The sequence below is a fragment of the Flavobacterium glycines genome (genome assembly GCF_900100165.1).
Lineage (GTDB): Bacteria > Bacteroidota > Bacteroidia > Flavobacteriales > Flavobacteriaceae > Flavobacterium > Flavobacterium glycines.
In genome coordinates this window covers 1,107,793-1,131,441 of record NZ_FNEO01000001.1, presented here as the reverse complement: position 1 = coordinate 1,131,441, position 23,649 = coordinate 1,107,793, and the positions used below count along the sequence as shown (strand labels likewise).

Annotated in this window: 21 protein-coding genes; 10 read left to right on the top strand and 11 right to left on the bottom strand. The window is 33.7% G+C overall.

The annotated features are described in order from the left end of the window. The 7 genes from pstC to BLR17_RS04450 all read right to left on the bottom strand — a co-directional run bounded on the left by pstC (position 1) and on the right by BLR17_RS04450 (position 8,483). Positions 1–1,272, bottom strand: a complete 1,272-nt coding sequence (gene pstC, locus BLR17_RS04480; RefSeq protein WP_066327350.1) for a phosphate ABC transporter permease subunit PstC — start codon at positions 1,270–1,272, stop codon at positions 1–3. 89 nt (positions 1,273–1,361) lie between these two features. Continuing rightward, positions 1,362–2,195 carry a phosphate ABC transporter substrate-binding protein gene (locus BLR17_RS04475; protein ID WP_066327353.1) on the bottom strand — a complete coding sequence of 278 codons (834 nt, stop codon included), beginning with the start codon at positions 2,193–2,195 and terminating at the stop codon, positions 1,362–1,364. Between the two features lie 104 nt (positions 2,196–2,299). Continuing rightward, entirely contained in the window at positions 2,300–3,592 is a 1,293-nt protein-coding gene (locus BLR17_RS04470; protein ID WP_066327355.1) for a porin, read from the bottom strand. 285 nt (positions 3,593–3,877) lie between these two features. Beyond that, positions 3,878–4,711 (bottom strand): phosphate ABC transporter substrate-binding protein, encoded by an 834-nt coding sequence (locus tag BLR17_RS04465; RefSeq protein WP_083189307.1) that lies wholly within the window; start codon positions 4,709–4,711, stop codon positions 3,878–3,880. Between the two features lie 28 nt (positions 4,712–4,739). Next, on the bottom strand, positions 4,740–6,083 hold the full coding sequence (locus tag BLR17_RS04460) for a porin (protein ID WP_066327356.1): 1,344 nt from the start codon (positions 6,081–6,083) through the stop codon (positions 4,740–4,742). 337 nt (positions 6,084–6,420) lie between these two features. Next, positions 6,421–7,512, bottom strand: a complete 1,092-nt coding sequence (locus BLR17_RS04455; protein ID WP_066327358.1) for a sensor histidine kinase — start codon at positions 7,510–7,512, stop codon at positions 6,421–6,423. Positions 7,513–7,796: 284 nt separating this feature from the next. Next, on the bottom strand, positions 7,797–8,483 hold the full coding sequence (locus BLR17_RS04450) for a response regulator transcription factor (protein ID WP_066327360.1): 687 nt from the start codon (positions 8,481–8,483) through the stop codon (positions 7,797–7,799). A 178-nt stretch (positions 8,484–8,661) separates the two neighbouring features. On the opposite strand from BLR17_RS04450, the gene BLR17_RS04445 reads away from it, so the two are divergent. The 8 genes from BLR17_RS04445 to BLR17_RS04410 all read left to right on the top strand — a co-directional run bounded on the left by BLR17_RS04445 (position 8,662) and on the right by BLR17_RS04410 (position 17,479). Continuing rightward, positions 8,662–11,412 carry a TonB-dependent receptor gene (locus BLR17_RS04445; protein ID WP_066327362.1) on the top strand — a complete coding sequence of 917 codons (2,751 nt, stop codon included), beginning with the start codon at positions 8,662–8,664 and terminating at the stop codon, positions 11,410–11,412. Positions 11,413–11,633: 221 nt separating this feature from the next. Beyond that, entirely contained in the window at positions 11,634–12,839 is a 1,206-nt protein-coding gene (locus BLR17_RS04440; RefSeq protein ID WP_066327364.1) for a hypothetical protein, read from the top strand. A 99-nt stretch (positions 12,840–12,938) separates the two neighbouring features. Beyond that, the gene (locus tag BLR17_RS04435; protein ID WP_066327365.1) at positions 12,939–13,277 is read left to right on the top strand and encodes a T9SS type A sorting domain-containing protein; all 339 of its coding nucleotides are present in this window, start codon (positions 12,939–12,941) and stop codon (positions 13,275–13,277) included. Between the two features lie 102 nt (positions 13,278–13,379). Beyond that, complete coding sequence (locus tag BLR17_RS04430) at positions 13,380–14,360, top strand: LuxE/PaaK family acyltransferase (RefSeq protein ID WP_066327587.1); 981 nt, start codon at positions 13,380–13,382, stop codon at positions 14,358–14,360. Positions 14,361–14,438: 78 nt separating this feature from the next. After that, the gene (locus BLR17_RS04425) at positions 14,439–15,017 is read left to right on the top strand and encodes a Crp/Fnr family transcriptional regulator (protein WP_066327366.1); all 579 of its coding nucleotides are present in this window, start codon (positions 14,439–14,441) and stop codon (positions 15,015–15,017) included. Positions 15,018–15,179: 162 nt separating this feature from the next. Beyond that, positions 15,180–16,037, top strand: coding sequence for an SDR family oxidoreductase (locus tag BLR17_RS04420; protein ID WP_066327368.1), 858 nt, complete (start codon positions 15,180–15,182; stop codon positions 16,035–16,037). A gap of 39 nt (positions 16,038–16,076) precedes the next feature. Then, a complete protein-coding gene (locus tag BLR17_RS04415; protein WP_066327371.1) occupies positions 16,077–17,093 on the top strand; it encodes a VOC family protein in 1,017 nt (338 codons plus the stop codon). A gap of 5 nt (positions 17,094–17,098) precedes the next feature. Further along, the gene (locus BLR17_RS04410) at positions 17,099–17,479 is read left to right on the top strand and encodes a putative quinol monooxygenase (protein WP_066327378.1); all 381 of its coding nucleotides are present in this window, start codon (positions 17,099–17,101) and stop codon (positions 17,477–17,479) included. Positions 17,480–17,571: 92 nt separating this feature from the next. Here the strand turns inward: BLR17_RS04410 and tyrS are convergent, their stop codons facing one another. Next, the gene (gene tyrS / locus BLR17_RS04405; RefSeq protein ID WP_066327380.1) at positions 17,572–18,864 is read right to left on the bottom strand and encodes a tyrosine--tRNA ligase; all 1,293 of its coding nucleotides are present in this window, start codon (positions 18,862–18,864) and stop codon (positions 17,572–17,574) included. Positions 18,865–19,237: 373 nt separating this feature from the next. Between tyrS and BLR17_RS04400 the strand changes: the two genes are divergently transcribed. Further along, positions 19,238–20,230: an NAD-dependent epimerase/dehydratase family protein gene (locus tag BLR17_RS04400; protein WP_066327382.1), complete on the top strand. Its 993-nt coding sequence runs from the start codon at positions 19,238–19,240 to the stop codon at positions 20,228–20,230. On the opposite strand, the gene BLR17_RS04395 is transcribed toward BLR17_RS04400, so the two are convergent. From BLR17_RS04395 to BLR17_RS04385, 3 genes are read right to left on the bottom strand one after another with little or no spacing between them, the layout of a single operon-like run. After that, positions 20,223–20,780, bottom strand: coding sequence for a DUF4296 domain-containing protein (locus BLR17_RS04395; protein WP_083189310.1), 558 nt, complete (start codon positions 20,778–20,780; stop codon positions 20,223–20,225). The two genes, BLR17_RS04400 and BLR17_RS04395, sit on opposite strands and share 8 nt — an antisense overlap. 3 nt (positions 20,781–20,783) lie before the next feature. After that, a complete protein-coding gene (locus BLR17_RS04390) occupies positions 20,784–22,124 on the bottom strand; it encodes a dihydroorotase (protein ID WP_066327383.1) in 1,341 nt (446 codons plus the stop codon). Between the two features lie 10 nt (positions 22,125–22,134). Next, on the bottom strand, positions 22,135–22,860 hold the full coding sequence (locus tag BLR17_RS04385) for a polyprenol monophosphomannose synthase (protein WP_066327385.1): 726 nt from the start codon (positions 22,858–22,860) through the stop codon (positions 22,135–22,137). Between the two features lie 104 nt (positions 22,861–22,964). Here BLR17_RS04385 and BLR17_RS04380 point away from each other — a divergent pair, with 104 nt between their 5' ends. Next, positions 22,965–23,636: a DUF4271 domain-containing protein gene (locus tag BLR17_RS04380; protein ID WP_066327388.1), complete on the top strand. Its 672-nt coding sequence runs from the start codon at positions 22,965–22,967 to the stop codon at positions 23,634–23,636. Positions 23,637–23,649 lie beyond the last annotated feature (13 nt).

Genomic DNA, 23,649 nt, shown 5'->3' with positions numbered 1-23,649 from the left:
TTATTTCCCTTGAAATTTCTTAATTAATCTACCTTTTACATAAAATTCTGCCAATGCATTTAATCCAAAAGAAAAAATGAATAGCAATGAACCAATAAAAAACAACACACTGTAATGCGTTTCTCCAAAAACAGTCTCTGCCATTTCAGCTCCGATAGTAGCGGCAAAAGTACGCACGCTCTCAAATGGATTTGCCGACATCAAAGCAGCATTACCCGTTGCCATCAAAGCAATCATGGTTTCACCAAAAACCCTTCCCACACCTAATAATAAGGCAGCAAAAATTCCAGGAGTAGCGGCAGGTAACACCACATAAAAAGCGGTTTGCCATTTATTAGCCCCAAGCGCTAAACTAGCCTCCGTGTATGTTTTTGGAATAGAAGAAAGCGCATCTTCAGAAATAGTATAAATAATTGGAATAGATGCTAAAGCCATAGCTACACCACCAACAAATGCATTTAAACGCGAATCGTATCCAAATATATCCTGAAAAAAAGTAGCCATAATCATCAAGGCAAAAAAACCGATAACCACTGATGGAAAAGCCGCAAGCATTTCGATAATAGGTTTAATTATTTCCTTAGTTCTTTTAGACGCAAAACAAGCTGTATAAAGCGCTGCCAAAATTGCAATAGGTCCTGCTATTAACATGGAAATAATAGTCACTTTCAAAGTACCAATAAGCAAACTTAACAATCCAAACCTTGGATTTTCAGAAACAGGAACCCAATCCGGAGTTAACAAACTATCCCAAATGGAACTTTCTTTTTCTTCCTTAACCTCAGCAGTTGCTGCCGAATTATCTTCAGCTACCAAAGGCTCAACCTCAACGCCACCATAAGATTCCGGTTGCAATTCTTCTTTTTCTACACCACCGTATGATTCAGGCTGTAAATTTTCTTTTTCAACTCCGCCGTATGATTCAGGTTGCAACTCCTCCTTTTCTACACCACCGTAAGACTCCGGTTGTAATTCTTCTTTTTCTACACCTCCATAAGATTCAGGCTGTAAACTTTCCGTTTCAGCTCCATAGGATTCCGGTTTATCATTTGATGCCGTTGATTGTTGCATTTCAGTTTTAACCGATTCTTTTCCCTGAGAAAAAATTGGCAAAGACTCTTTAAAAACAAAAATAAAAATCAGAAAAATAATCGCAATTGACAGAAAAGCAACAGAAGAAATTATTTTTTCAGCAAGAAACTCCGAAAGTCTGAATTGTTTCTTCAAACTTTCTTTGGTGAAATTTTGTTTAGTCGGAACTTGAGAATTCATTTTGAATATTTAAAATTCATTAATTTATAAATACAACATATCCTTTATCGGCATCCCCGATAAAGGATATGTATTCATTTATTTATGTTTTATTTTACTGGAAAATAACCTGTCTCAACAACTAATTTTTGCCCTTCAGGACTTAAAATCCAATCAATAAATGCCTTAGTTTCACCTGTTGGCTTAGATTTCAAATACATAAAAAGATATCTTGAAATAGGATAAGTTTTATTTTTGATTGTAGCAGCAGTAGGCAATACTCCTTTACTTTTTGCATCTTTTTTCACTTTGCAATCTTTCACACCTTCAGCATAAGCTGCACCACCATAACCAATACTGTATTTATCTTTAGCTACTGCATTAACAATCGCAGCAGTTCCAGGCAAAGTTTGTACGTTTGCCGCAAAATCACCTTTTACAACATGCTCTCTAAAGAACTCAAAAGTACCAGAGCTGCTTTCTCTTCCGTATAAACGAATTTTAGCATCATCTCCTCCTACTTCTTTCCAGTTAGTAACTTTACCAGAATAGATATCTCCTAACTGTTGAATTGATAATTCAGCAACTTTATTATTCTTATTCAGAAAAACAGATAAACCATCTTTAGCACATGGTATTTCGATTCCTGCTGTTTTAAATTTTGATTTTAATTTTTGAACCTCAGCCGGTTTTATAGGACGACTCGCATTAGCAATTTCTGTAGAACCATTTAACAAAGCAGCCAAACCAACTCCTGAACCACCACCAGTAACCTGAATTACTGTTCCCGGATGTTTTGCCATATAAACTTCTGCCCATTTTTGAGACAAAATCACCATCGTATCAGATCCTTTCACCGTGATTTTTTTCAATGCTGTAAAAGACAAACCAACAGTCATTATTACTGCTAAAAGAGCAAATAATTTTAAATTTGATTTTTTCATTTTTATTGTTTTATTTTTAGCACAAAAGTATTTGATATACCTCTTGTCAATGTTAAGTTAATATTATTATTATTTTATTAAATTGATACTTAATCAGCTCTAAATTAGAAATTAAACTGAGCTTGTAATCTCAACAAATTTCCTCTTTGTCTATTATTTGGAAGCGCACTATCTTCAAAAGTACGATCTGCAATTACCCATTCTGCAACTAATTCAAATGCTTTAAAAGGCTGCCATTCTAAACCTAATTCATAATCTCTTACTACATAACTTCTGGCGTCTTTTTCAAACTTTTTACCTCCGTTGTAATATTGGAATTTAGCAAACGGATACAAAAGCTGTTTCTTAGGCAAATCCCATTTATAATTCAAAGTCACATAACCTCCCTCTAAACTGGAAACATCAACTGAATTTGTCACTTTATTATAGCGAGGACCTTTACCTATATTATATTCTGCCTGCACTCCAAATGGTTTTGGGTACAATATAAAAGAAGCAGCAACCCTTTGGTCCAAAGTATTTAGCTTGTTTGCTGTAGTTACACCTGTAGAAAGTTCATTTGTAAAAGCCCATTTCCCTGTATACGCCTGAATACCCGGCTCAATAATTTGATTTCCTACTACAAAAGGATAACTCACTCTGGTTACAACATGTAAATTTCTGTTAGCTTCTGATTTATTAGCTGTTTGTCCGTTGTAAGCACCAAAAGCAAATACTCCATAATCTCCGGAACCTTTATAACCATCTTTAACCAACATGGCAAAACGCTCTCTCACTTCACTTGGAGCCCAGTAGAAAAACGCACCTAAATCACGCTCATTCGCCACAGCACTATTCAAAGCATCATTACGGTCTAAAGTCAATCTGTTTTGACTGGATTGCATGTTTTCAAAACCATAAGGTACTTTACTTTGTCCTAAACGAACTCTGAATTCTTTCTTTTTATCAAATGACAAATCGAAATAAGCATCTCTTAATTGAACAAAATGATTGACTCCGGAAGCTGGTGAACTGGCAAAATCCGGTTGAATATAAATGTAAACATTTGGATGAATTTGTCCTGAAAACACTAAACGGGCACGTCGGATAAAAAGACCGTTATTTGATTTTGCATCCGGAGCTGTCGAAGTAGTTCCCCAGGATTTATCACACTGATCACAAGATACTTTATCATTAGTAGACAACAAACCATTGTATCTTACTTGTGCATAACCTCTTAAACCGATATTATCATACCAGTGCTCTTTTTTAGGCTTAGCAGCTTCTTCTGCAGCTTTAACTTTATTAATGGAATCCAAAACACGAACCACTTCTTTTGCAACTGCAACTTTATCAACACTTTGCGCATTAACCAAACACGAAACAAATAGTACAGTTGTAAATAAAAATTTTTTCATTTTTTACTCTTGATTTATTTTTTGGCAAAGTTCAGATGACAATGTTAAGTTAATGTTAAGTCATTGTTATGTTGACAATAAATTAATCTTAAGTAAACAATAAGGACATAATTAATTAAAACCATGTGTTTTTAGAAGCTTTAATGTTAATTAATTATGAATTTTAAACGCAAACAATATTTGCTTTGATTAAAATCTATTAATTAAACTTCTCAAAGAGGCCAAAAAAACAAAAACCCTTGCTGTTTTCACAACAAGGGCTTAAAAAAACACACTTATTTAGTATTATCTCACTGGAAAATAACCCGTTTCAACAACTAATTTTTGTCCTTCTGAACTAAGAATCCAATCGATAAAAGCTTTCATTTCACCTGTTGGTTTTGATTTCAAATACATATACAAATATCTGGTAATAGGATAGGTATGGTTTTTAATAGTAGCAGCTGTAGGCAAAACCGCAGGACTTTTGTCATCTTTCTTAACCGCGCAATCTTTTACACCTTCAGCATATGCAGCTCCACCATAACCAATAGAATATTTATCCTTTTTTACCGCATTTACAATTGCAGCTGTACCTGGCAATGACTGACAGCTTGAAGCAAAATCAGTTTTAACTACATTATCTTTGAAGAAACCAAAGGTTCCTGAACTACTTTCTCTTCCATATAATTTAATTGGAGCATCAGGCCCACCTACTGCTGACCAATTTGTGATTTTACCTGAGAAAATTTGACCCAATTGCTTAATTGTTAAAGTAGAAACAGGATTTGCTTTATTTAAATAAACTGACAAACCATCTTTAGCACAAGGAATTTCAACTCCAAGAGTATTATATCTTGCTTTCAATTTTTCTATTTCAGCAGCTTTAATAGGACGGCTTGAGTTAGCAATATCAGTAGATCCGTTAATCAAAGCAGCCAATCCTACTCCTGACCCACCACCAGTTACCTGAATGGAAGCACCCGGATTTTTCTTCATATATACTTCAGCCCACTTTTGAGACAAAATTACCATCGTATCTGATCCTTTTACTGTAATTTTTGATAAAGTAGTAAAAGAAAGACCTACCATTAACAGAACCATTAAAAGTGCTGCAGTTTTAATTTTTTTTGTTATCATCTTTTTATTTTTTTAATTATCCTTTTTATTAAAATCTGGCTTGTAATCTAAGTGTGAAAATATTATCGTGTTTATCTTTTTTATAATCCGCACCGGCATTTAAAGATTTTTCATTCAATGGCAACACATAACAAGCCATTACTTTAATATAGTCATTGAAATAATACTGCCATGCAAAAGTCCAGTTATGGTATCTTAAATCATCCTTAGTTGTAACATTATTACCAGACAATTTTGTATTAGGATCAAAAACATCATATCTTAAAGAAACTTCGTTTACTTTTCCAACGTTTTTAACCAATGACAAATAATACCCTTCAACATTTCTTATTTTGTTAGCATTGAACAAAGTATTCACCTGAGCCGTATGAATTGTACCTGAATAAGTTCCTCTTATGTACTCACTTTTTAATGACAATCCACCTAAGAAATCATAATACAACTGCATCTCAGCTCCGAACAATTCTTTTTTAAATTGATCACCTACTGCCGGAGTAAACAGATTATTATTAACATCTTTGAATATATTGTTTGCAGGATTAGAATCTAAAGCAATCACGGTAGTTTTCCCAAGATAAGTGTGAGCACCAAAATCAATTCCTAATCCTTTACTTGGGAATTTTAAAGAATATACTCCACGAGCCATTACATCTTTACCGTTATCCACATCTTTTGCCTGATTTGCCAAAGCACCTTCACCAAAGTTTCCATTCAAAACAGCAAATTGTAATTTTAAAGGAACATTATACTTTGTAACAAAATCAGCTTCTAATTTAGCCCCCTGATCTCTCTCAGATGGATAAAGTGTTCTGGTCATTAAAGTTCTCTCCGCAAATTCTCTTGAAGAAGAAGAATATTCAATTTCATATGTTGGTCTGCTAAATTGCCCTACCCATAAAGAGAAAGTATTCAACCAACGGTCATTCAACTGAACATAAGCGTCTTTCAAAGTAACCTGATGTATTTCAAAGTTAGGTTGCAAAACAAAATTTACACCATCAACTGGCTTGTAAGTAAATTTAACCCTAGCCCTTCTAAGATAGAAAGAATTATCTTCATAAGCCGATCCGGTTACCGGAATACCATGTTGAGAACCATCTGAAGCCCACGAATCATACATTTCATATTGAGCCTGGATGTAACCGGAAACTTTAATTTTAGACAACTCATTTACAACACTTTCCAGTGCTGAGAATCGTTCTTCATAGCCTGCTAATTTCATTGAATGATCCTCAACAGACTCTTTTAATTTTGTCAATTCATTCGTCTTAAGTGTATCAACACTTTTAGATATAGCGGTATCATTTGCTTTCTCTTGTGCATTAACCAAACATGCAGCAAATAACATACCTGTAAATAAAATTTTCTTCATTTTAACTCTTAATAAATTTTATATTATTTTAATGCAAACCTAATATTAAACTTTGTCCTAAATATTAAGCCTGAGTTATCATTAAGGGAACTTAACGTAAACATTTGTTCACATTGGAATATTATTAATGTCAGAAATCCTAGACGCAAAAAAAACAAACTCAGCAAAAACAACACTTAGCAGACTATTTTTTTGTTAACATTCACTTAACATTGAGAAAAAACTTGTTTTTAGCATAACAAACAAGCGATTAAACAGACATAATCTTTTAAAAAAACAAAAAAAGGGTGCAGTAAATACCGCACCCTTTTCCTATTAGATTTAACCTAATAAAAGTTTATTCCTCTTCTATTATTATTTCTTTCTTTTCTTTCTTAATTGCTTTTTCAATGGTAAATGAAAACTCAGATCCAACTCCAAATTCACTTTCCACATATATCTTTTCTTTATGGGCTTCTATAATGTGTTTTACAATGGCCAATCCTAAACCTGAACCTCCTTCGGCTCGGGAACCGCTTTTGTTGACACGATAGAAACGTTCAAAAAGTCTTGGAATATTTTGTTTTTCAATTCCTTCACCATTATCAGTTATTCTAACCAAGACCTTTTCTTTAGTTAAATTTACCACCGCTACTTCGGTAACCCCTTCTTTTTTGCCATACTTAATAGAATTCACAATCAGGTTTTCAATAACTTGCTGGATTCTGTCTTTATCAGCTCGGACAAAATTGGGACGAATATATTCGTTTTCGAAACACAAGGTGATTTTTTTCTTATCCGCTTTCATTTCCAACAATTCAAAAACATTTCGAATCAACTCCACAATATCAAATTCGGTTATCTCTAAATTTAAATCTCCGGATTCTAATTTAGTAATCATATCCAAATCTTCTACAATATAGATAAGACGTTCTACACCTTTGTCGGCACGTTTTAAATATTTTTTTCGAATCGTTTTATCTTCCATTGCCCCGTCAAGCAAAGTCGAAATGTAACCCTGAACGGTAAAAAGAGGTGTTTTTAATTCGTGCGAAATATTTCCCAGAAATTCCCTGCGGTATTCTTCACGAACCTGAAGCATTTCGATTTCCAGTTTTTTATCGGTGGCAAACTTTTTAACCTCACGTGTCAAAGTTTCCATATCGGTAGTGATAGGCTGATTGATAAGGGTACTGGATTCTAACAAAGAAACATCATCGTAGATTTTTTTTACTCTTCTGTAAATAAAGCGTTCCACACGATATTGTAATACTAAAAATGAAAAGAGGTAAATCACCAAAACAAAAACAATCCCAAAAATCCATAAACTTTTAGGACTGGCTTTAAAAATGAGCATTGCTAAAAAAAGAACAAAAGCAGTAGAAAAAAGACTGATGTAAAATGCCGACTTAATGGCAAACTTATACGTTTTTTTAAAGCTAATTTTCATTTATTCATTTTATTCTTAAATAATAACAAACCTATCTTTTAACCATATAAGTCAGATAAGTTTTTGTCTTTGGCTAATCACAAAAATATGATTTTAAAAATAAGAACATATAAGCATAAAGAAGAAAAAGAAAATTTCGCCATACTAAATTGCTATTCCTACTGAAACAGAATGTTTAATTTCCGGACAAATCAGTTACATGAACTTCTTTTGTAAAAGAAAAGCCTAACTATAACATTAGTTAAACTTATATTACTTATATGTTTATACAACCCAACCAGATATTACACCTCAAACTTATAACCTACTCCTTTTATTGTTTTAAAAAGGTCATCACCTATTTTCTCACGAAGTTTTCTAATATGAACATCGATGGTTCTTCCGCCCACAACTACTTCATTACCCCAAACTTTATCTAAAATTTCATCTCGTTTAAAAACCTTCCCTGGCTTAGAAGCTAACAGATAAAACAATTCAAATTCTTTTCTAGGTAAAGCAATCTCAATGTTGTCTTTAATAATCTTATATTCTTCACGATTAATTTCGATGCCGCCTACATTTAAAGTTTCATTATCCTGTTCGCCGGCTTCTTTCAATCTGCGTAATAAAGCTTTTACTTTACTAACCAATAACTTTGGCTTAATAGGTTTTGTGATATAATCATCGGCTCCGGCATCAAATCCGGCTACCTGAGAATAGTCTTCACTTCTGGCCGTCAAAAACGTAATGATTACTTCTCTTAATTCAGGAATGTTTCTAATGTTTTCACAAGCTTCCATTCCATCCATTTCAGGCATCATTACATCCATAATAATTAAGTCCGGCAACTCCTTTTTAGCTTTAGCTATCGCTTCTTTTCCATTAGATGCCGTAACAATTTGGTAGCCTTCCTGCATTAGGTTATAACCAACAATTTCTAAAATATCTGGTTCGTCATCTACCAGTAAAATCTTCGTGTTTTTCTTTTTCATAATCTAGCAAATTTTCTTTTGCGTTGTAAATGTAACAATAAAAAAACAGCATAAAAGTCCTATTAACCGTAATTTAAAGAGATAACAATTTAGTAATACTGGAACAACATAAACGTAACAACTGATTAACACGAACTTTACAAAGCTACCATTTCTTTGCAAAAAATTTAATCAAATTATGAAACTTAGATTATTCATTCTAACACTTTTTATTACAACATTAGGCTTTGCACAAAGTAAAGGTACAATTTCAGGGGTAATAACAGACAAAGATTCCAACAATGAAACATTGCCTTTTGCAAATGTGAATGTAAAAGGAACAAAAGTGAATGCAACAACAGATATAGATGGAAAATACAGCATCAGTATAGCTCCCGGAGACTATATTGTACAATTTTCATTTGTAGGTTACGAACCAAAAGACGTCCCTGTAAAAGTTACAGCAGGAGCTAAAATTGAAATGAATCAGGCATTGTCATCAGGAGCTTACGCTCTGAAAGATGTAGTAGTCACTACAACAGTAAACAGACAAAAAGAAACCGCTTTATTATTAGAGCAAAAAAATGCCGTAGAGATCAAACAAGCTATTGGTGCTCAGGAATTATCCAGAAAAGGAGTAAGTGATGTAGCAACTGCGGTTACAAAAACCACTGGTATCACCAAGCAAGAAGGCTCTGGAAACATTTTTGTAAGAGGATTAGGCGATCGTTACAATTCAACAACAATGAACGGATTACCAATTCCTTCAAACGATCCTACAAAGAAAAATTTAAATCTGGATATCTTCTCAACAGATATCGTTGAATACATTTCAATTGACAAAGTGTATAGCGGTAAATTTTATGGCGATTTTGCAGGAGGAAATGTTGACATCGTATCTAAAGAACACAAAGGGAAAAACTATTTAAAATTAGAACTTGGCTCAAAAGTAAATACAAATGCTTTAAAGGTTGATAATTTTAGTTTACTAAAAGGATATGGAAATTTAGGATTCACTAATCGTTCTATCCCATCAAATCCATTAACACAATACAATTACCAAACTAATCAATTAGAAAACAAAACTCCCGTTGCAACTTCATTCAACATATCTGGAGGAGCATCTTTCAATGCAGGAGACGAAGGAAAAATTAGTGTATTTGCCACTATATCTCACGATAACGAATTTACTTCTAAAAGTAACGGTTCTACTAAAGGTTCTGTTTCAGGAACAGGTGTTGCTAACAAAAATTTCAACTCTTATACTGATATAAGCTATAACACTAATTCAACTGGTTTATTCAATTTAGGCTACAAAATCAACACTAATAACAAAATCAACTTTAACAGCTTATTCATCAATACAAGTTCATTATCTAAAAAAGAATATACAGGCTTTTTTGTTGATGGTGGTGATGACGGAAATGCCTTGATCAGAAGAAATGAATATCAAAAGAATAATTTACTTATCAACCAACTATTAGGTGAACATACTTTTAACGAAACTTCAAAATTTCACTGGGGATTATCTTACAACACTATCAAAGGAGACACTCCTGATAGAATAACTAATACCCTGAATAAGGTGGCTAATGGTTATACTTTATTATCAAGAAGTGCAGGGAACAACAATCGCTATTTTCAAAGTTTGAAAGAAGATGAAGCAGCTGCTAATCTAAGTTATGATTACAAATTTAAAAAGGATAAAGAAGGAGAATTTAAAGGAAAATTCACATTTGGATACAGCGGAAGATTAAAAAATAGAAATTTCAAAGCTACCCAATTTAACTTTAAATCAGACAATGCTCATTTATCCGACATTGTAGACCCTAATAATCTTGATTTATTTTACAATCAAACGAATCTAAACAATAATTATTTCAAAATCATCACATTTAGAGGTGACCAATTCGAACCAACAGCACTTGATCCTCAATTTTATGATGGAGAACAAAGTATCAATGCAGCATTCATCAATACCGAATATAAATTCAACAAACTTGTTGCTGTATTTAGTTTAAGAGGAGAACAAATTTCACAAAAAATAACCTGGAACACGCAACTTTATCCTGTTACACAAAGTAGCAAATTGAACAAAACAGCATTCTTACCAAGCGCTATTTTGAAATATGAATTAGCTGAAAAACAAAACTTACGTTTAGGATTAAGCAAAACATATACTTTGCCTCAATTCAAAGAAAGAGCACCATTTTTATACGAAGAAATCACTCAGGTATATATTGGTAACAAAGACTTATATGCATCTGACGACTATAACTTAGATTTAAAATGGGAATTTTTTCCAAAAGATGAAGAGCTAATTTCGGTAACTGCATTTGGAAAATACATCCAAAACCCAATGAACGAAATTACAATCAATTCTTCAACCAATGACATTTCATACGTAAACACAGGAGATTATGGATATGTGACTGGAGCCGAAGTAGAATACAGAAAGCTACTTTTAAATATTGACACAGAAAATTCTAAGAAATTATCTGCCGGAGTAAACTTATCTTATTTATACTCAAATCAGGAACTAAATTCTGAAAAAGTAAAAAAAGAAACCGATTTTGAAGTAGATTTCACTAACAAAAAAGGGAAATTTACAGGAGCTTCAAATGTATTGTTTAATGCAGATTTAAGTTTCTTTAACGAATGGAATGAGAAGAAAAACAACTTAACTTCAACATTAGCTTACTCTTATTTCTCTGATCGAGTTTATGCAATTGGAACTTTACAAAGAGGTGATATTGTAGACAAAGCTTTTGGTACTCTGGATTTTATTGCTAAATCAAAATTAGGCGAAAAACTTGGATTAAATTTTATGGTAAAAAACATTTTAAACCCAACAATCAACCAAGTTCAGGAAAATCTTAATGGAGACATCAACTTATTAAGCTATAAAAAAGGATTAACAGCAAGTATTAGCATTAACTATCAATTCTAATCAATAAGTCTAAAAATCAAAAATAGAAAAGGGAGAAGTAAAACTTCTCCCTTTTCTATTTTACACAAGTGCAAAACCAAATAAAACTATCTTAACACAATAACATTTAGATAACATTTAAGGTAGTTTTTATTAATACAAGGTTCATACTCACTTAACTTCAAAAAAAAGAGATTGATAGATATTTGTACCATCAAAATAAATGAAAAAACAAAAAAATCATGAAAAAATTATCTGTAAAATTATTTAGTCTTTTAATTGTTGCTGCCGGTTTTATGACTAGTTGTTCTAACGATTCAGAAACTGAAACACCTACTTCAAGTTTTGTTGCAAACGCTGATAACTTTCAGGGAACAATCACTGATGGAGAAGTAATATTAGATGCTAGTAAAACATACAAACTTACTGGAAAAATTCAAGTAAACGCCGGAGCTACTTTAACAATTCCTGCAGGAACTGTAATCCAAGGAACTTCAGGAACTGCTTCATACATTGCTGTAGCTCAAGGAGGAAAAATTAACGTAAAAGGAACAGCTTCCAACCCTGTAATCATGACAAGTGGTAAAGTAACTAAAGCAGGTGGAGACTGGGGTGGATTAGTTATCTGTGGAAAAGCTCCAATCAACCGTGTAACTGGTGGTGCAAGTACTGCTCAATCAGAAGTTGGAGACCTAACTTATGGTGGAACTATTTCTAATGACAACTCAGGTTCTATCGAATATTTAAGAATTGAATATGCAGGAGCTCTTTTCAACGCTGACAAAGAATTCAACGGATTATCTTTATTCGGTGTAGGTAATGGTACAAAAATCAGCTATGTAGAATGTATTCACGGTTCTGATGATGGTTTTGAATTCTTCGGTGGAACAGTAAACACGGATCACCTTATCTCAATAGGTAACGAAGATGATCAATTTGACTGGACTGAAGGATGGTCTGGAACAAACACAAACTGGTATGGAAGATTAGACTACGGTAAAGGAAACAGAGGTATTGAAGCTGACAACTATGAATTTGGTTTTGCTAATACTCCAATTTCAAACCCATCTATCACAAACTTAACACTTATCGGACCTGGTAGTACAGCTGACGCAACTGCTTTTGCAGAAAACCAAGCTATGAAATTAAGAAGAGGAACTAAAGGTATCTTTACAAATGTTGTTATCAAAGCATGGACTACAGGTTTTGATGTTGAGCACGATGAAACTCTTGCTAACGCTGGAACTTCTCTTAAAGTGGTTGATTTAAAAATTGATTCTGATGTAACAACAACTACTAAAGGAAAAACTACTGCTGTTGCTCCTGCTACTTCTGGAGTAAGTGCAACTGTAAATGCTAACTTCCTTACTACTTCAACTACATCTACAGGAGCTGGAAATGGAGTTGGAACTCCATCATGGACAACTGGATGGGCTACAGGATTCTAATATAAAAACGAACATACAAAAAATGCCTCCTGAATCGGGAGGCATTTTTTTTGGCATACTATTTGATTTTTTGTATATTTACTAATCAAAATCAAGCTGATGAAGAAAAACTACTTTTATAGTATCCTTTTAACGGTTTTTTTCTGCTCCCTAAGCCTTAAAGCTCAGGAAAACAAGCAGCAAGCTAACCCGAACGCCCCCTCTGTGATTGAAGGTTTGAATTTGTATCCCAATCCTGTTAACACCGGAAAAGTTTACATTTCAACCAAAAATGATGGTGAGAAGGAAATCATTATATTTGACCTATTAGGAAAACAAGTACTTCAAACCAAACTCAGTTCCAAAGAGCTTAACGTGTCTAACCTTACTCCTGGTGTTTATATCATCAAGATAAATGAAGATAACTCTACAGCAACTCGTAAATTAATCATAAGGTAATTTGTATTCAAATCATAAACCAAAAGCTTCAACTTAAAAAATTGAAGCTTTTTTTATTAATGCCAAAAACCTAATTAATTCATACCTTTGTCGAAAAAATTTTTGATTAATAATACCGATATATTTACCATTTCAAGTCAAAAGCAATTTGAAAAAATGGCGCTAAAAGTGTTTCGTTACCAATACGAAAACAATTTGGTATACCAATCCTTCTGTAACTTTTTGAAAACCGATGTCCAAAAAGTAAAATCATTACAACAAATTCCGTTTTTACCTATTCAGTTTTTCAAAAGTCATGATATTGTTTCTAATACCAATCCCGTCCAAACTACCTTTACAAGCAGCGGAACTACCGGTATGATTACCAGCAAACACCTGGTAACTGATGTAACGCTTTATGAAGAAAGTTACCAAAAAGGCTTTACTGAATTTTACGGCAACATCGAAAACTATGTAGTTCTGGCTTTACTGCCTTCTTATTTGGAAAGAGAAGGTTCTTCCTTAATTTATATGGTGGAGGATTTAATTAAACTTTCTAATCATCCTGAAAGTGGTTTTTACCTGCACAATCACGAGGATTTAATTAAAAAATTGATTGAACTGGATGAATCTGGACAAAATGTAATTTTGATTGGGGTAACTTATGCCCTGCTCGATTTAATCGAGAAACAAAAATTCCAACTCCAAAATACCATTATTATGGAAACCGGAGGTATGAAAGGCAAAAGAAAAGAAATGATTCGCGAAGAACTGCACGAACAACTTTGTGCCGGATTTGGTGTTCCATCTATCCACTCTGAATATGGAATGACCGAACTGCTTTCGCAGGCTTATTCATTAGGAAATGGAATATTCGAATGCCCTGCATGGATAAACATCCTAATTCGCGATACTGAAGATGCATTAACTTATATTCCTAATGGAAAAACAGGAGGAATCAACGTAATCGATTTGGCCAACATCAACTCCTGTTCTTTTATCGCCACGCAGGATTTGGGTAAAAAATATCTCAACAACTCTTTCGAGGTATTGGGACGTTTTGATAATTCGGATATCCGTGGTTGTAATCTGATGGTGGTTTAATAATTAAATTTCAACATTTTCAAACTGATGAAACAATCCAATTAATAATTCGGAAACTTTTATCTAATTTTACAAACTATGTATGAAATTTTCCAAAAATATCTTGACGAAAAAACGACACTGACAAAAACAGAATCAGAACTTATACAGTCGTATGCAATTATTAAAAAATTACGTAAACGACAATATTTACTTCAGGAGGGTGATATCTGGAAATACAATGCTTTTATTACCCGCGGCTGTTTACGCACTTATTCCGTTGATGAAAAAGGAACTGAACATGTAAATAGTTTTAGCATCGAAAACTGGTGGACAGGAGACAGGGAAAGTTTAATGTTCCAACAGCCATCCCGCTTTAACATAGACGCTATTGAAGACAGCGAATTAATCTTATTTACACAAGACAATTTTGAGCTTTTGTGCAGAGAGATTCCAGCCTTTAACAATATGGTAAATGCTATACTGCAAAAAAGTTTTATTGCAGCACAAAACCGAATTCAGGCATCGCTTAGTTTTACAGCAGAAGAAAAGTATCTTAATTTTATAAGCAAATATCCCGGATTTGCTTCGAGAATTCCTCAAACTATGATTGCGTCTTATCTTGGAATGACACCGGAAACATTAAGCCGTATAAGGAAACAAACGGCAAAAAAATAATCAATACATCAGGAGCTTTTCAGCTCCTTTTTTTATGTCTTTTCAAAACACTTGATCTAGATCAAGTTTTTACTTATTTCTAATCAATGCCCAGGTTTTGCATTCTGCGCAATTTTGTAATGTTCAAAAGAAACAATATAAACATTATAAAAATTAGAAATCATGTCAAAAACAATTTTCATTACAGGTACAAGTACAGGCTTTGGTAAACTTACAGCTATTACATTAGCTAATGCAGGTCATTCAGTAATTGCAGGAATGCGCAATACAAAAGATAAAAATGCTGAAGCTGCAAAAGAACTTTCGCAACTTTCAAACATTGAAGTAGTAGATATTGATATTACAGATGATGCTTCGGTAAATCTGGCCTTTGAAAAAGTAATTAATAAATACGGTAAAATTGATGTCCTAATCAATAATGCAGCCGTAAGCGGGTTTGGTCTATTAGAAGGTTATTCAATCGATCAGATTAGTAAAATGTTTGATGTCAATGTTTACGGAGTACTTCGCACTTATCAGGCTGTGCTTCCTTCTATGCGAAAAGAAAGAAATGGTCTTATCATCAACATTACTACAGGTGCAAGCGGTCATACACTTCCTTTTATGATTCCTTACATTTCTTCAAAATTAGTCGTAGAAAGTATTACTGAAGGTTTACAAGACGAACTTGCTGATTACGGAATTGAAAACGTAAGCATTCAGCCAGGTGTATATCCTACAGAAATGAATAATGGTTCAAAAGCGGGTATCCATGCCGATAAACAGGAAATCTTAGACCAATATGGTACTGCAGCTACAGAAAAATTCAATGCATTAGGAGCTTCACTTTTTGGAAAAATGGCTCAGTTTGAAATGAATCCGCAAACTATTGCTGATGGAATACTGGAATTGGTCAGCATGAAAAAAGGAGAACGCCCTCTTCGTTTTCCACTTGATGCCATTGCTCAGGGAACAGATAAAGAATTTATTGAGGCACGCGCTACTATTAAAGCAAAATGGCTGGCAGCTTACAGTAATTAATTCTCTTAATAATAATTTAAAACACAATACAATTAGATCATGAAAACAAATAATAAAACAAATCAGAAATTACAAACCTCTGCAATTGCCTTACTGAATTTAGTGCTGTTCTTTTCAGCTTCAGAAAAGGCAGAAGCTCAAAATAGCGCAAATATAGTTGGCATAGACCACGTAGGAATAAATGTGCCGGATCTGAATCAGGCGATAGGATTTTTTACCAATGTACTGGGATTTTCTCCCGTTACCACATTAGGACCGATTCCGTTAGATGACGTTTGGAAAAAAACGAATAATATGCAAGCCGCAACGGGTCCGGTTACTATAAAAATGATACAAGCAGGTACAGGTGCTAATATTGAATTATTCGAATACAAAGACAATAAAGGCAGTACTCAACATCCTGGAGGAGATGATATCGGAGCAAGTCATATTGCTTTTTATACCGATGATATCAAGCAAAGTGTTGATTATTTAAAAAGCAAAGGCGTTCAGTTTCTTGGCGAACCGTTTCTTATGCCATCAGGCGACACAGAAGGCGAAAGCTGGGTCTATTTTTTAACACCCTGGGGCTCTAAAATGGAATTAGTATCCTATCCTAATGGTAAAGGTTATGAAAAAAATAAACCTGCTAAACTGTTATGGTCACCTAAAAACCCTCTTGGGAAATCAAATTTATCCCAAAATGAGGAGATTTTATCTGAATCAGCAATTCGTTCTTTAGTTGAAACGCATCTTACTATATGGAATGAAAAGGATTTAAAAAAGCGTGTAGCTTTAATGAAAAAAGTGTATGCTGATGCTATTGAAATGGTAGAGAGTCACTTCATTGCAAAAGGTCATTCCGAGATTAACGGATTTATTGATGGCTTACATAAAAAAAATCCAAATTCCAGATTTTCTCATATCAAAGCTATTGATGTCAATCATAACATAGCACGACTTTATTGGCAAAATGGCCCTTCTGACAAACCTGATGCTGTAACAGGAATGGATCTTTTCATTTTTGAAAATGGAAAAGTAAGTCGCTTATATGTTTTTGTTGACGATAAAAAATAAATAGCATGGGAAAGATTTTGCAAAACGGGACTTCGACAAGTCATGACAAGACCCAACCGACAGCTATTACAGTGAGCGCGTATTACAGAGTTCATCCAAACGACAGACAAACTTTTATTGATGCCGTTATACCGGAAATGATTGCCGCAAATCAATTGGAAGGTTGTATTTATTACGCCTTTTCACAGGATCTTACTGATGAAAATACTTTCCATCTTCTGGAAGGATGGGCAGATGAAGAAGTATACGAGCGTCACGAAAATTCAGAAACATTTTTAACAGCTTTAAGTACAGTTGTAAAAAATGTACAAATACTCGATCGTCAGGGAGTTCGTTATGCTATTTCTAAAATTCATATTGATGACCCCAGAGGTAAAGTATCTTAAATAAAAAGAAATATCTATAAAACACAAAAACCTGATAACATGATGTCATCAGGTTTTTGATTGAATATAATTTTAGTTTATTATTTTACTAATTAAACTACTCTTACGACAAAATAATTTTTCTTTCCGCTTTGTAATAATACAAATTGGTTGTTAATTAAATCTTTGTTCGAAAGTGTAAAATCTTCCGTTACTTTTTCTCTGTTTACCGAAATAGAATTAGCAGTCAAAGCACGTCTTGCTTCACCATTCGATTTCATAAATCCTGTTTTTTCATTCAAAACAGTAACAATATCAATTCCGGCCGCAATTTCAGCATTTGCAATTTCAGCCTGTGGCACACCATCAAAAACTTCTAAGAAAGTAGCTGAATCCAATTGTTTTAAATCGTCAGCATTTGAGTTTCCAAAAAGAATTCCTGATGCTTTGATTGCATTTTCCAAATCAGCTTTTGAGTGAACCATAATAGTAATTTCTTCAGCCAAACGTTTTTGTAACAAACGCAAATGTGGAGCTTCTCTATGTTGCACCGTTAAATCTTCGATTTCCTCTTTCGATAAAAACGTAAAGATTTTGATGTATTTCTCGGCATCAATATCAGAAGTATTTAACCAATATTGGTAAAACTTATAAGGCGAAGTTCTTGCTGAATCTAACCAGATATTTCCACCTTCGGATTTACCAAATTTAGTTCCATCGGCTTTAGTAATTAACGGGCAAGTCAAAGCATAAGCCTTTCCGCTTGCTATTCGACGAACTAATTCTGTTCCGGTAGTGATATTCCCCCATTGGTCACTTCCTCCCATTTGCAACGTACAGCTTTTATCTCTGTACAAATGCAAGAAATCGTATCCCTGAACTAATTGATAGGTAAACTCCGTGAAAGACATTCCTTCAGCAGATTCCGATGACAAACGTTTCTTTACAGAATCTTTCGCCATCATGTAATTTACCGTAATATGTTTCCCCACATCACGAATGAAATCCAGGAATGAGAAATTCTTCATCCAATCGTAATTATTCACTAATTCAGCTGCATTTGGCGCAGCAGAAGTAAAATCTAAGAAACGACCTAATTGTTCCTTAATTGCTTCCTGATTGTGACGCAAAGTAGCTTCGTCCAATAAATTTCTTTCGTTTGATTTTCCGGAAGGATCTCCAATCATCCCAGTTGCACCACCTACTAAAGCTAAAGGTTTATGACCTGCTAACTGGAAATGTTTTAACAACATCACTCCTACCAGGTGACCTATATGTAATGAATCTGCAGTTGGGTCAATCCCCACATACGCCACACGCATTTGTTCCATCAAATGTTCTTCAGTGCCTGGCATAACATCGTGGAGCATTCCTCTCCAAGTTACTTCTTCAATAAAATTTTTCATGTTTTTTAATCAATTTACTTTCGTCAATTCGGGCATTCTGGCCTCGCGTGCGCAAAGATAACAATATCAATGGCAATGACAAAAATCAATTTCAATAGCAATAACAATATCAATGGCAATGACAAAAATCAATTTCAATAGCAATAACAATAGTCAATGACAATAGCAAAAAATAAATTACAATGACAATATTCAATTTCAATAGCAATAAAAAATTCAAAATTCCAATGACCACATTATAACTTGAAGTTTTGAGAATTATATTTTAATATTTTCCTTAAACATTGATATTGAAAATTGTCAGTGATAGTGATTTTGAAATTGATTTTTGAATTTGTCATTGTCATTGCCATTGATTTATTACATTTACAAAATGATTTTAGTTACCGGAGGAACAGGTTTAGTAGGCGCACATTTATTACTTCATTTATTAGAAAATGGAGCAAAAGTTCGCGCCATTTATCGTGATGAAAAAGGAATCCAAAAAACAAAATCCTTATTTCAACATTACAAAAAACCAGCTTTGTTTGACGCTGTAGAATGGGTTCAGGGTGACATTTTAAATATTCCTTCCTTAGAACATGCTTTTATAGATATTACCAAAGTGTATCATTGCGCCGCATTGATTTCATTTGATCCTAAAGACGAAAACAAACTCCGGAAAATTAATATTGAAGGCACAGCCAATATTGTGAATTTTTGCCTAGCCAAAGGAGTCGAAAAGCTATGCCATGTAAGTTCGACATCGGCTTTAGGCGATCTGGCAGCCCATGAAACGATAATAACTGAAGAAACCGAATGGAATCCTGAGAAATACCATAGTGATTATGCTATTTCAAAATACGGAGCCGAAATGGAAATCTGGCGAGGTCAACAAGAGGGGTTAAAAGTAATCATTGTGAATCCGGGAGTCATAATTGGTCCTGGTTTTGAAGATCAGGGCAGCGGACAATTGATTAAAAAAGTTGCTGATGGTTTACTGTTTTACACTTATGGAAAAACCGCTTTTGTAGCTGTGAACGATGTGGTACGAATCATGATTGAATTAATGGAAAGTTCCATTTGCAATGAACGCTTTATCCTCATTGGACAAAACATTGTTTTCAGAGACCTTTTCAATACTATTGCCGACACACTAAAAGTAAAAAGGCCCAGCATTGAAGCCAGACCTTTTCTTATTAAACTTACGTGGATATTCTATTGGTTTCTTAATCTTTTTTTCCGAAAATCAAACAATGTTTCAAAAGACACCTTGCAATCCCTTTTAAATAACAAGGAATTTTCTAACCAGAAAATCAAAACTGCATTACAAACTTCCTTTACAGACATACATCAGTACATCAGGGAAAATTTTTCAGCTAATTAACTACTTTCCCATTTTTAATTACAACTGACTTATTAGTTGACAGCACCTTTTTTTTAGTTGTAATTGTTTTTTTCTTCAAAAGTAAAGAATCCTTTTTCTTTAGTTTTTTCAAAGAGTCTTTCTTAGCCAAAGCTACTTTTTTAGCATTCGCAATAGAGTCCATTCTTTTCTTTTTTGCCTGATTCAAAGAATCTCTTTTTACTTCTTTTTTAACCAAAGAATCTAAAAGCGTTTTTTTCCTGTCAATACGTTTTATTACGCTATCATACATGGCTTTATACACTTCAAAATCGGACGCATAATAGATATTGTTTTGCGCAAATTGAGCACTATCAACTTTGTATTTTCTGAAAATAAATTCCTTTGGATTTACTTTATAATTTTCAGTGGTTGCGGGCTCATTATATTTTATCGCATCAAGTAGCGATAAATCATATATAATGTTTTCCATAACCTCTTTATCAATAAGACGTTCAGGCTTTTTTACTGCATCATCTTTACAGCTAAAAAACAACATTATAAGTACTAAAAATGAAACCGCTTTTTTCATGGTCTATCTATCAAATAACAATCTTTTTCCGGCACGAATATCTTTCACTTTAAAAGCATTGTACACTAATTGTCCGTTTACAAAAGTATGTGTAATTCGGGATTTAAAAGTAAATCCTTCAAAAGGAGACCATCCGCATTTAGCAAAAATATTTTCTTTTTTCACACCCCAAGGCAAACCGGCATCAACAATTACTAAATCGGCATAATAACCTTCTTTAATAAAACCACGTTTTTCAATCTTAAAAATTTTAGCCGGATTGTGGCACATTTTCTCCACAATTTTCTCCACGCTAATCTTCCCTTGATGATAGGCCTCAAACATAGCCACTACAGCATGCTGTACTAATGGCCCGCCTGACGGCGCTTTTAAATACGATTGTTTTTTCTCTTCCAATGTATGAGGCGCATGATCCGTAGCAATCACATCAATTCTGTCATCTAAAAGGGCTTTCCATAAAGCATCCCTGTCTTTAGCTGTTTTTACTGCAGGATTCCATTTGATAAAATTACCTTTGGTTGCATAATCATCATTGGTAAACCATAAGTGATGCACACATACCTCAGCGGTAATTTTCTTTTCTTCCAATGGAATTTTATTGGTAAACAAATCCATCTCTTTAGCTGTAGAAAGATGGAAAATATGCAAACGGGCTCCTGTTTTCTTTGCCAGTTCAATAGCTTTTGAAGAAGACAAATAACAAGCCTCCTCGCTTCTTATCAAATGATGTACTGTTACCGGAACATCATCTCCATATTCTTCTTTGTATTTCTCCGAATTGGCTCTAATAGTAGCCTCATCCTCACAATGCACAGCAATTAACATGGGTGTACTTGAAAAAATTCTTTCCAAAGTAGCCTGATTATCTACCAGCATATTTCCTGTTGACGAACCTAAGAATATCTTAATTCCGGCAACATTCTTCGGATTGGTTTTTAAAACTTCTTCCAAATTATCATTAGTAGCTCCCATCATAAACGAATAATTCGCATAAGATTTCTCGGCAGCCAACTGGTATTTTTCTTCTAAAATTTCCTGAGTAACCGCATTAGGAACCGTATTGGGTTGTTCGATATAAGAAGTAATCCCTCCTGCAACGGCAGCTCTGGATTCCGACTCAATATCACCTTTATGAGTTAAGCCCGGTTCTCTAAAATGCACCTGATCGTCGATAGCGCCGGGAATCAGGAAATTCCCTTCGGCATTTATTATTTTACAATCGGATGACTTTGCACTAATGCTTTCTGAAATTTCAACAATTAAGTCATTCTCAATTAAAACATCGCCTTCAAAAATTACTCCTTCATTTACTATTTTGGCATTCTTAATTAAAACCCTGTTCATTGTTTTTCCTTTATAATCTGTTTATTAATTTTTTTAATCGAAGTGCAATTACTCCAAACACCGCTTCTACTATAATTGAATTACTCATTTTAGATTGTCCCTTAGTCCTGTCGGTAAAAATAATCGGAACTTCAGAAATTTTAAAATTATTGCAAAAAGTACGGTATTTCATTTCTATCTGAAACGCATAACCCACGAATCTAATTTTATCGAGGTTAATTTTTTCCAAAACTTCCCGTTTGTAACAAACGAATCCTGCCGTTGCATCATGAATTTCCATTCCGGTTATCATCCTAACATAAACTGAAGCAAAATAGGAAAGCAACACCCGATTTAAAGGCCAGTTGACCACATTTACTCCGGTAACATAACGTGAACCTATTGCCAAATCGGCATCTCCAAAATGGCAGGCATTATACAGTTTTTCTAAATCATGCGGATTGTGTGAAAAGTCGGCATCCATTTCAAAAACAAATTCATAATCATGAGTCAATGCCCACTTAAATCCGTGTACGTATGCCGTTCCTAAACCTGATTTTTGTTTTCTGCTTTCTAAAAATAAACGTCCTTCAAATTCCGTTTGCAACAATCTAACCTTATCAGCTGTATGATCAGGAGAATTATCATCCACTATAAGAACATGAAAATGTTTGTGCTGGGAAAGCGTCGTTCTGATGATACTTTCAATATTTTCAATTTCGTTATAGGTAGGAATTATAACAATACAATTATTCATATTTCTAGAAATTTCACCGCAAAAGTAACCTTTTTATGGCATTTGATTCATAATAATATTATAATAAAAATATTGATTCAAAATTTTACTAATTTTGCTCCACTATGACAGAATATCTTCTACATCCGAGAATTACCGAAAGTAAAGACTGGGCAACGGTTTTGTTTGTTTTAGCTTTCGGAATTATTGCCATCACTAAAGGGGTTTACGGAAACCGTTTTGGTGATTTTATCAATTTAATTTTTTCAGATAAATATTCTAAGGTCTATCGCGATAGCAGCCAGCTTAAAAGCAGCTTTACGATTTCATTGTTTTTTGTTCAGGTCATTTCATTTGCCTTTTTTATCCAAATATCACTAAGCATATTTGGGTATGGTTCAAAAACCGATTGGATTCTCTACATCCAAATTATCACTTTCCTTATCTTTTTTATTTTATCGAAGTTTTTAGTCGAAAAAATTATCGCGACAACCTTCAATATTGAGGAATTTGTAGAGCAATTTAACCTTCAGAAAATCACTTATCGAACCTACATCGGAATTATCATTCTTCCTATCAATATTCTTTTATTTTACTACAACGCTGTTTCACAGAATATTCCTATAGTGATAATCGCCATAATACTAGTATTAAGCATAGTAACCTATTCACTTTCTATAAAAAAATATCAAAGTTTAATATTCAGTAAGTTGTTTTATTTTATTTTATATCTTTGCACTCTCGAAATAGCTCCTTATTTTTTCATGTATTATTTGTTTACAAAAGGGAGCGCTTAGAAAATGTTAAAAT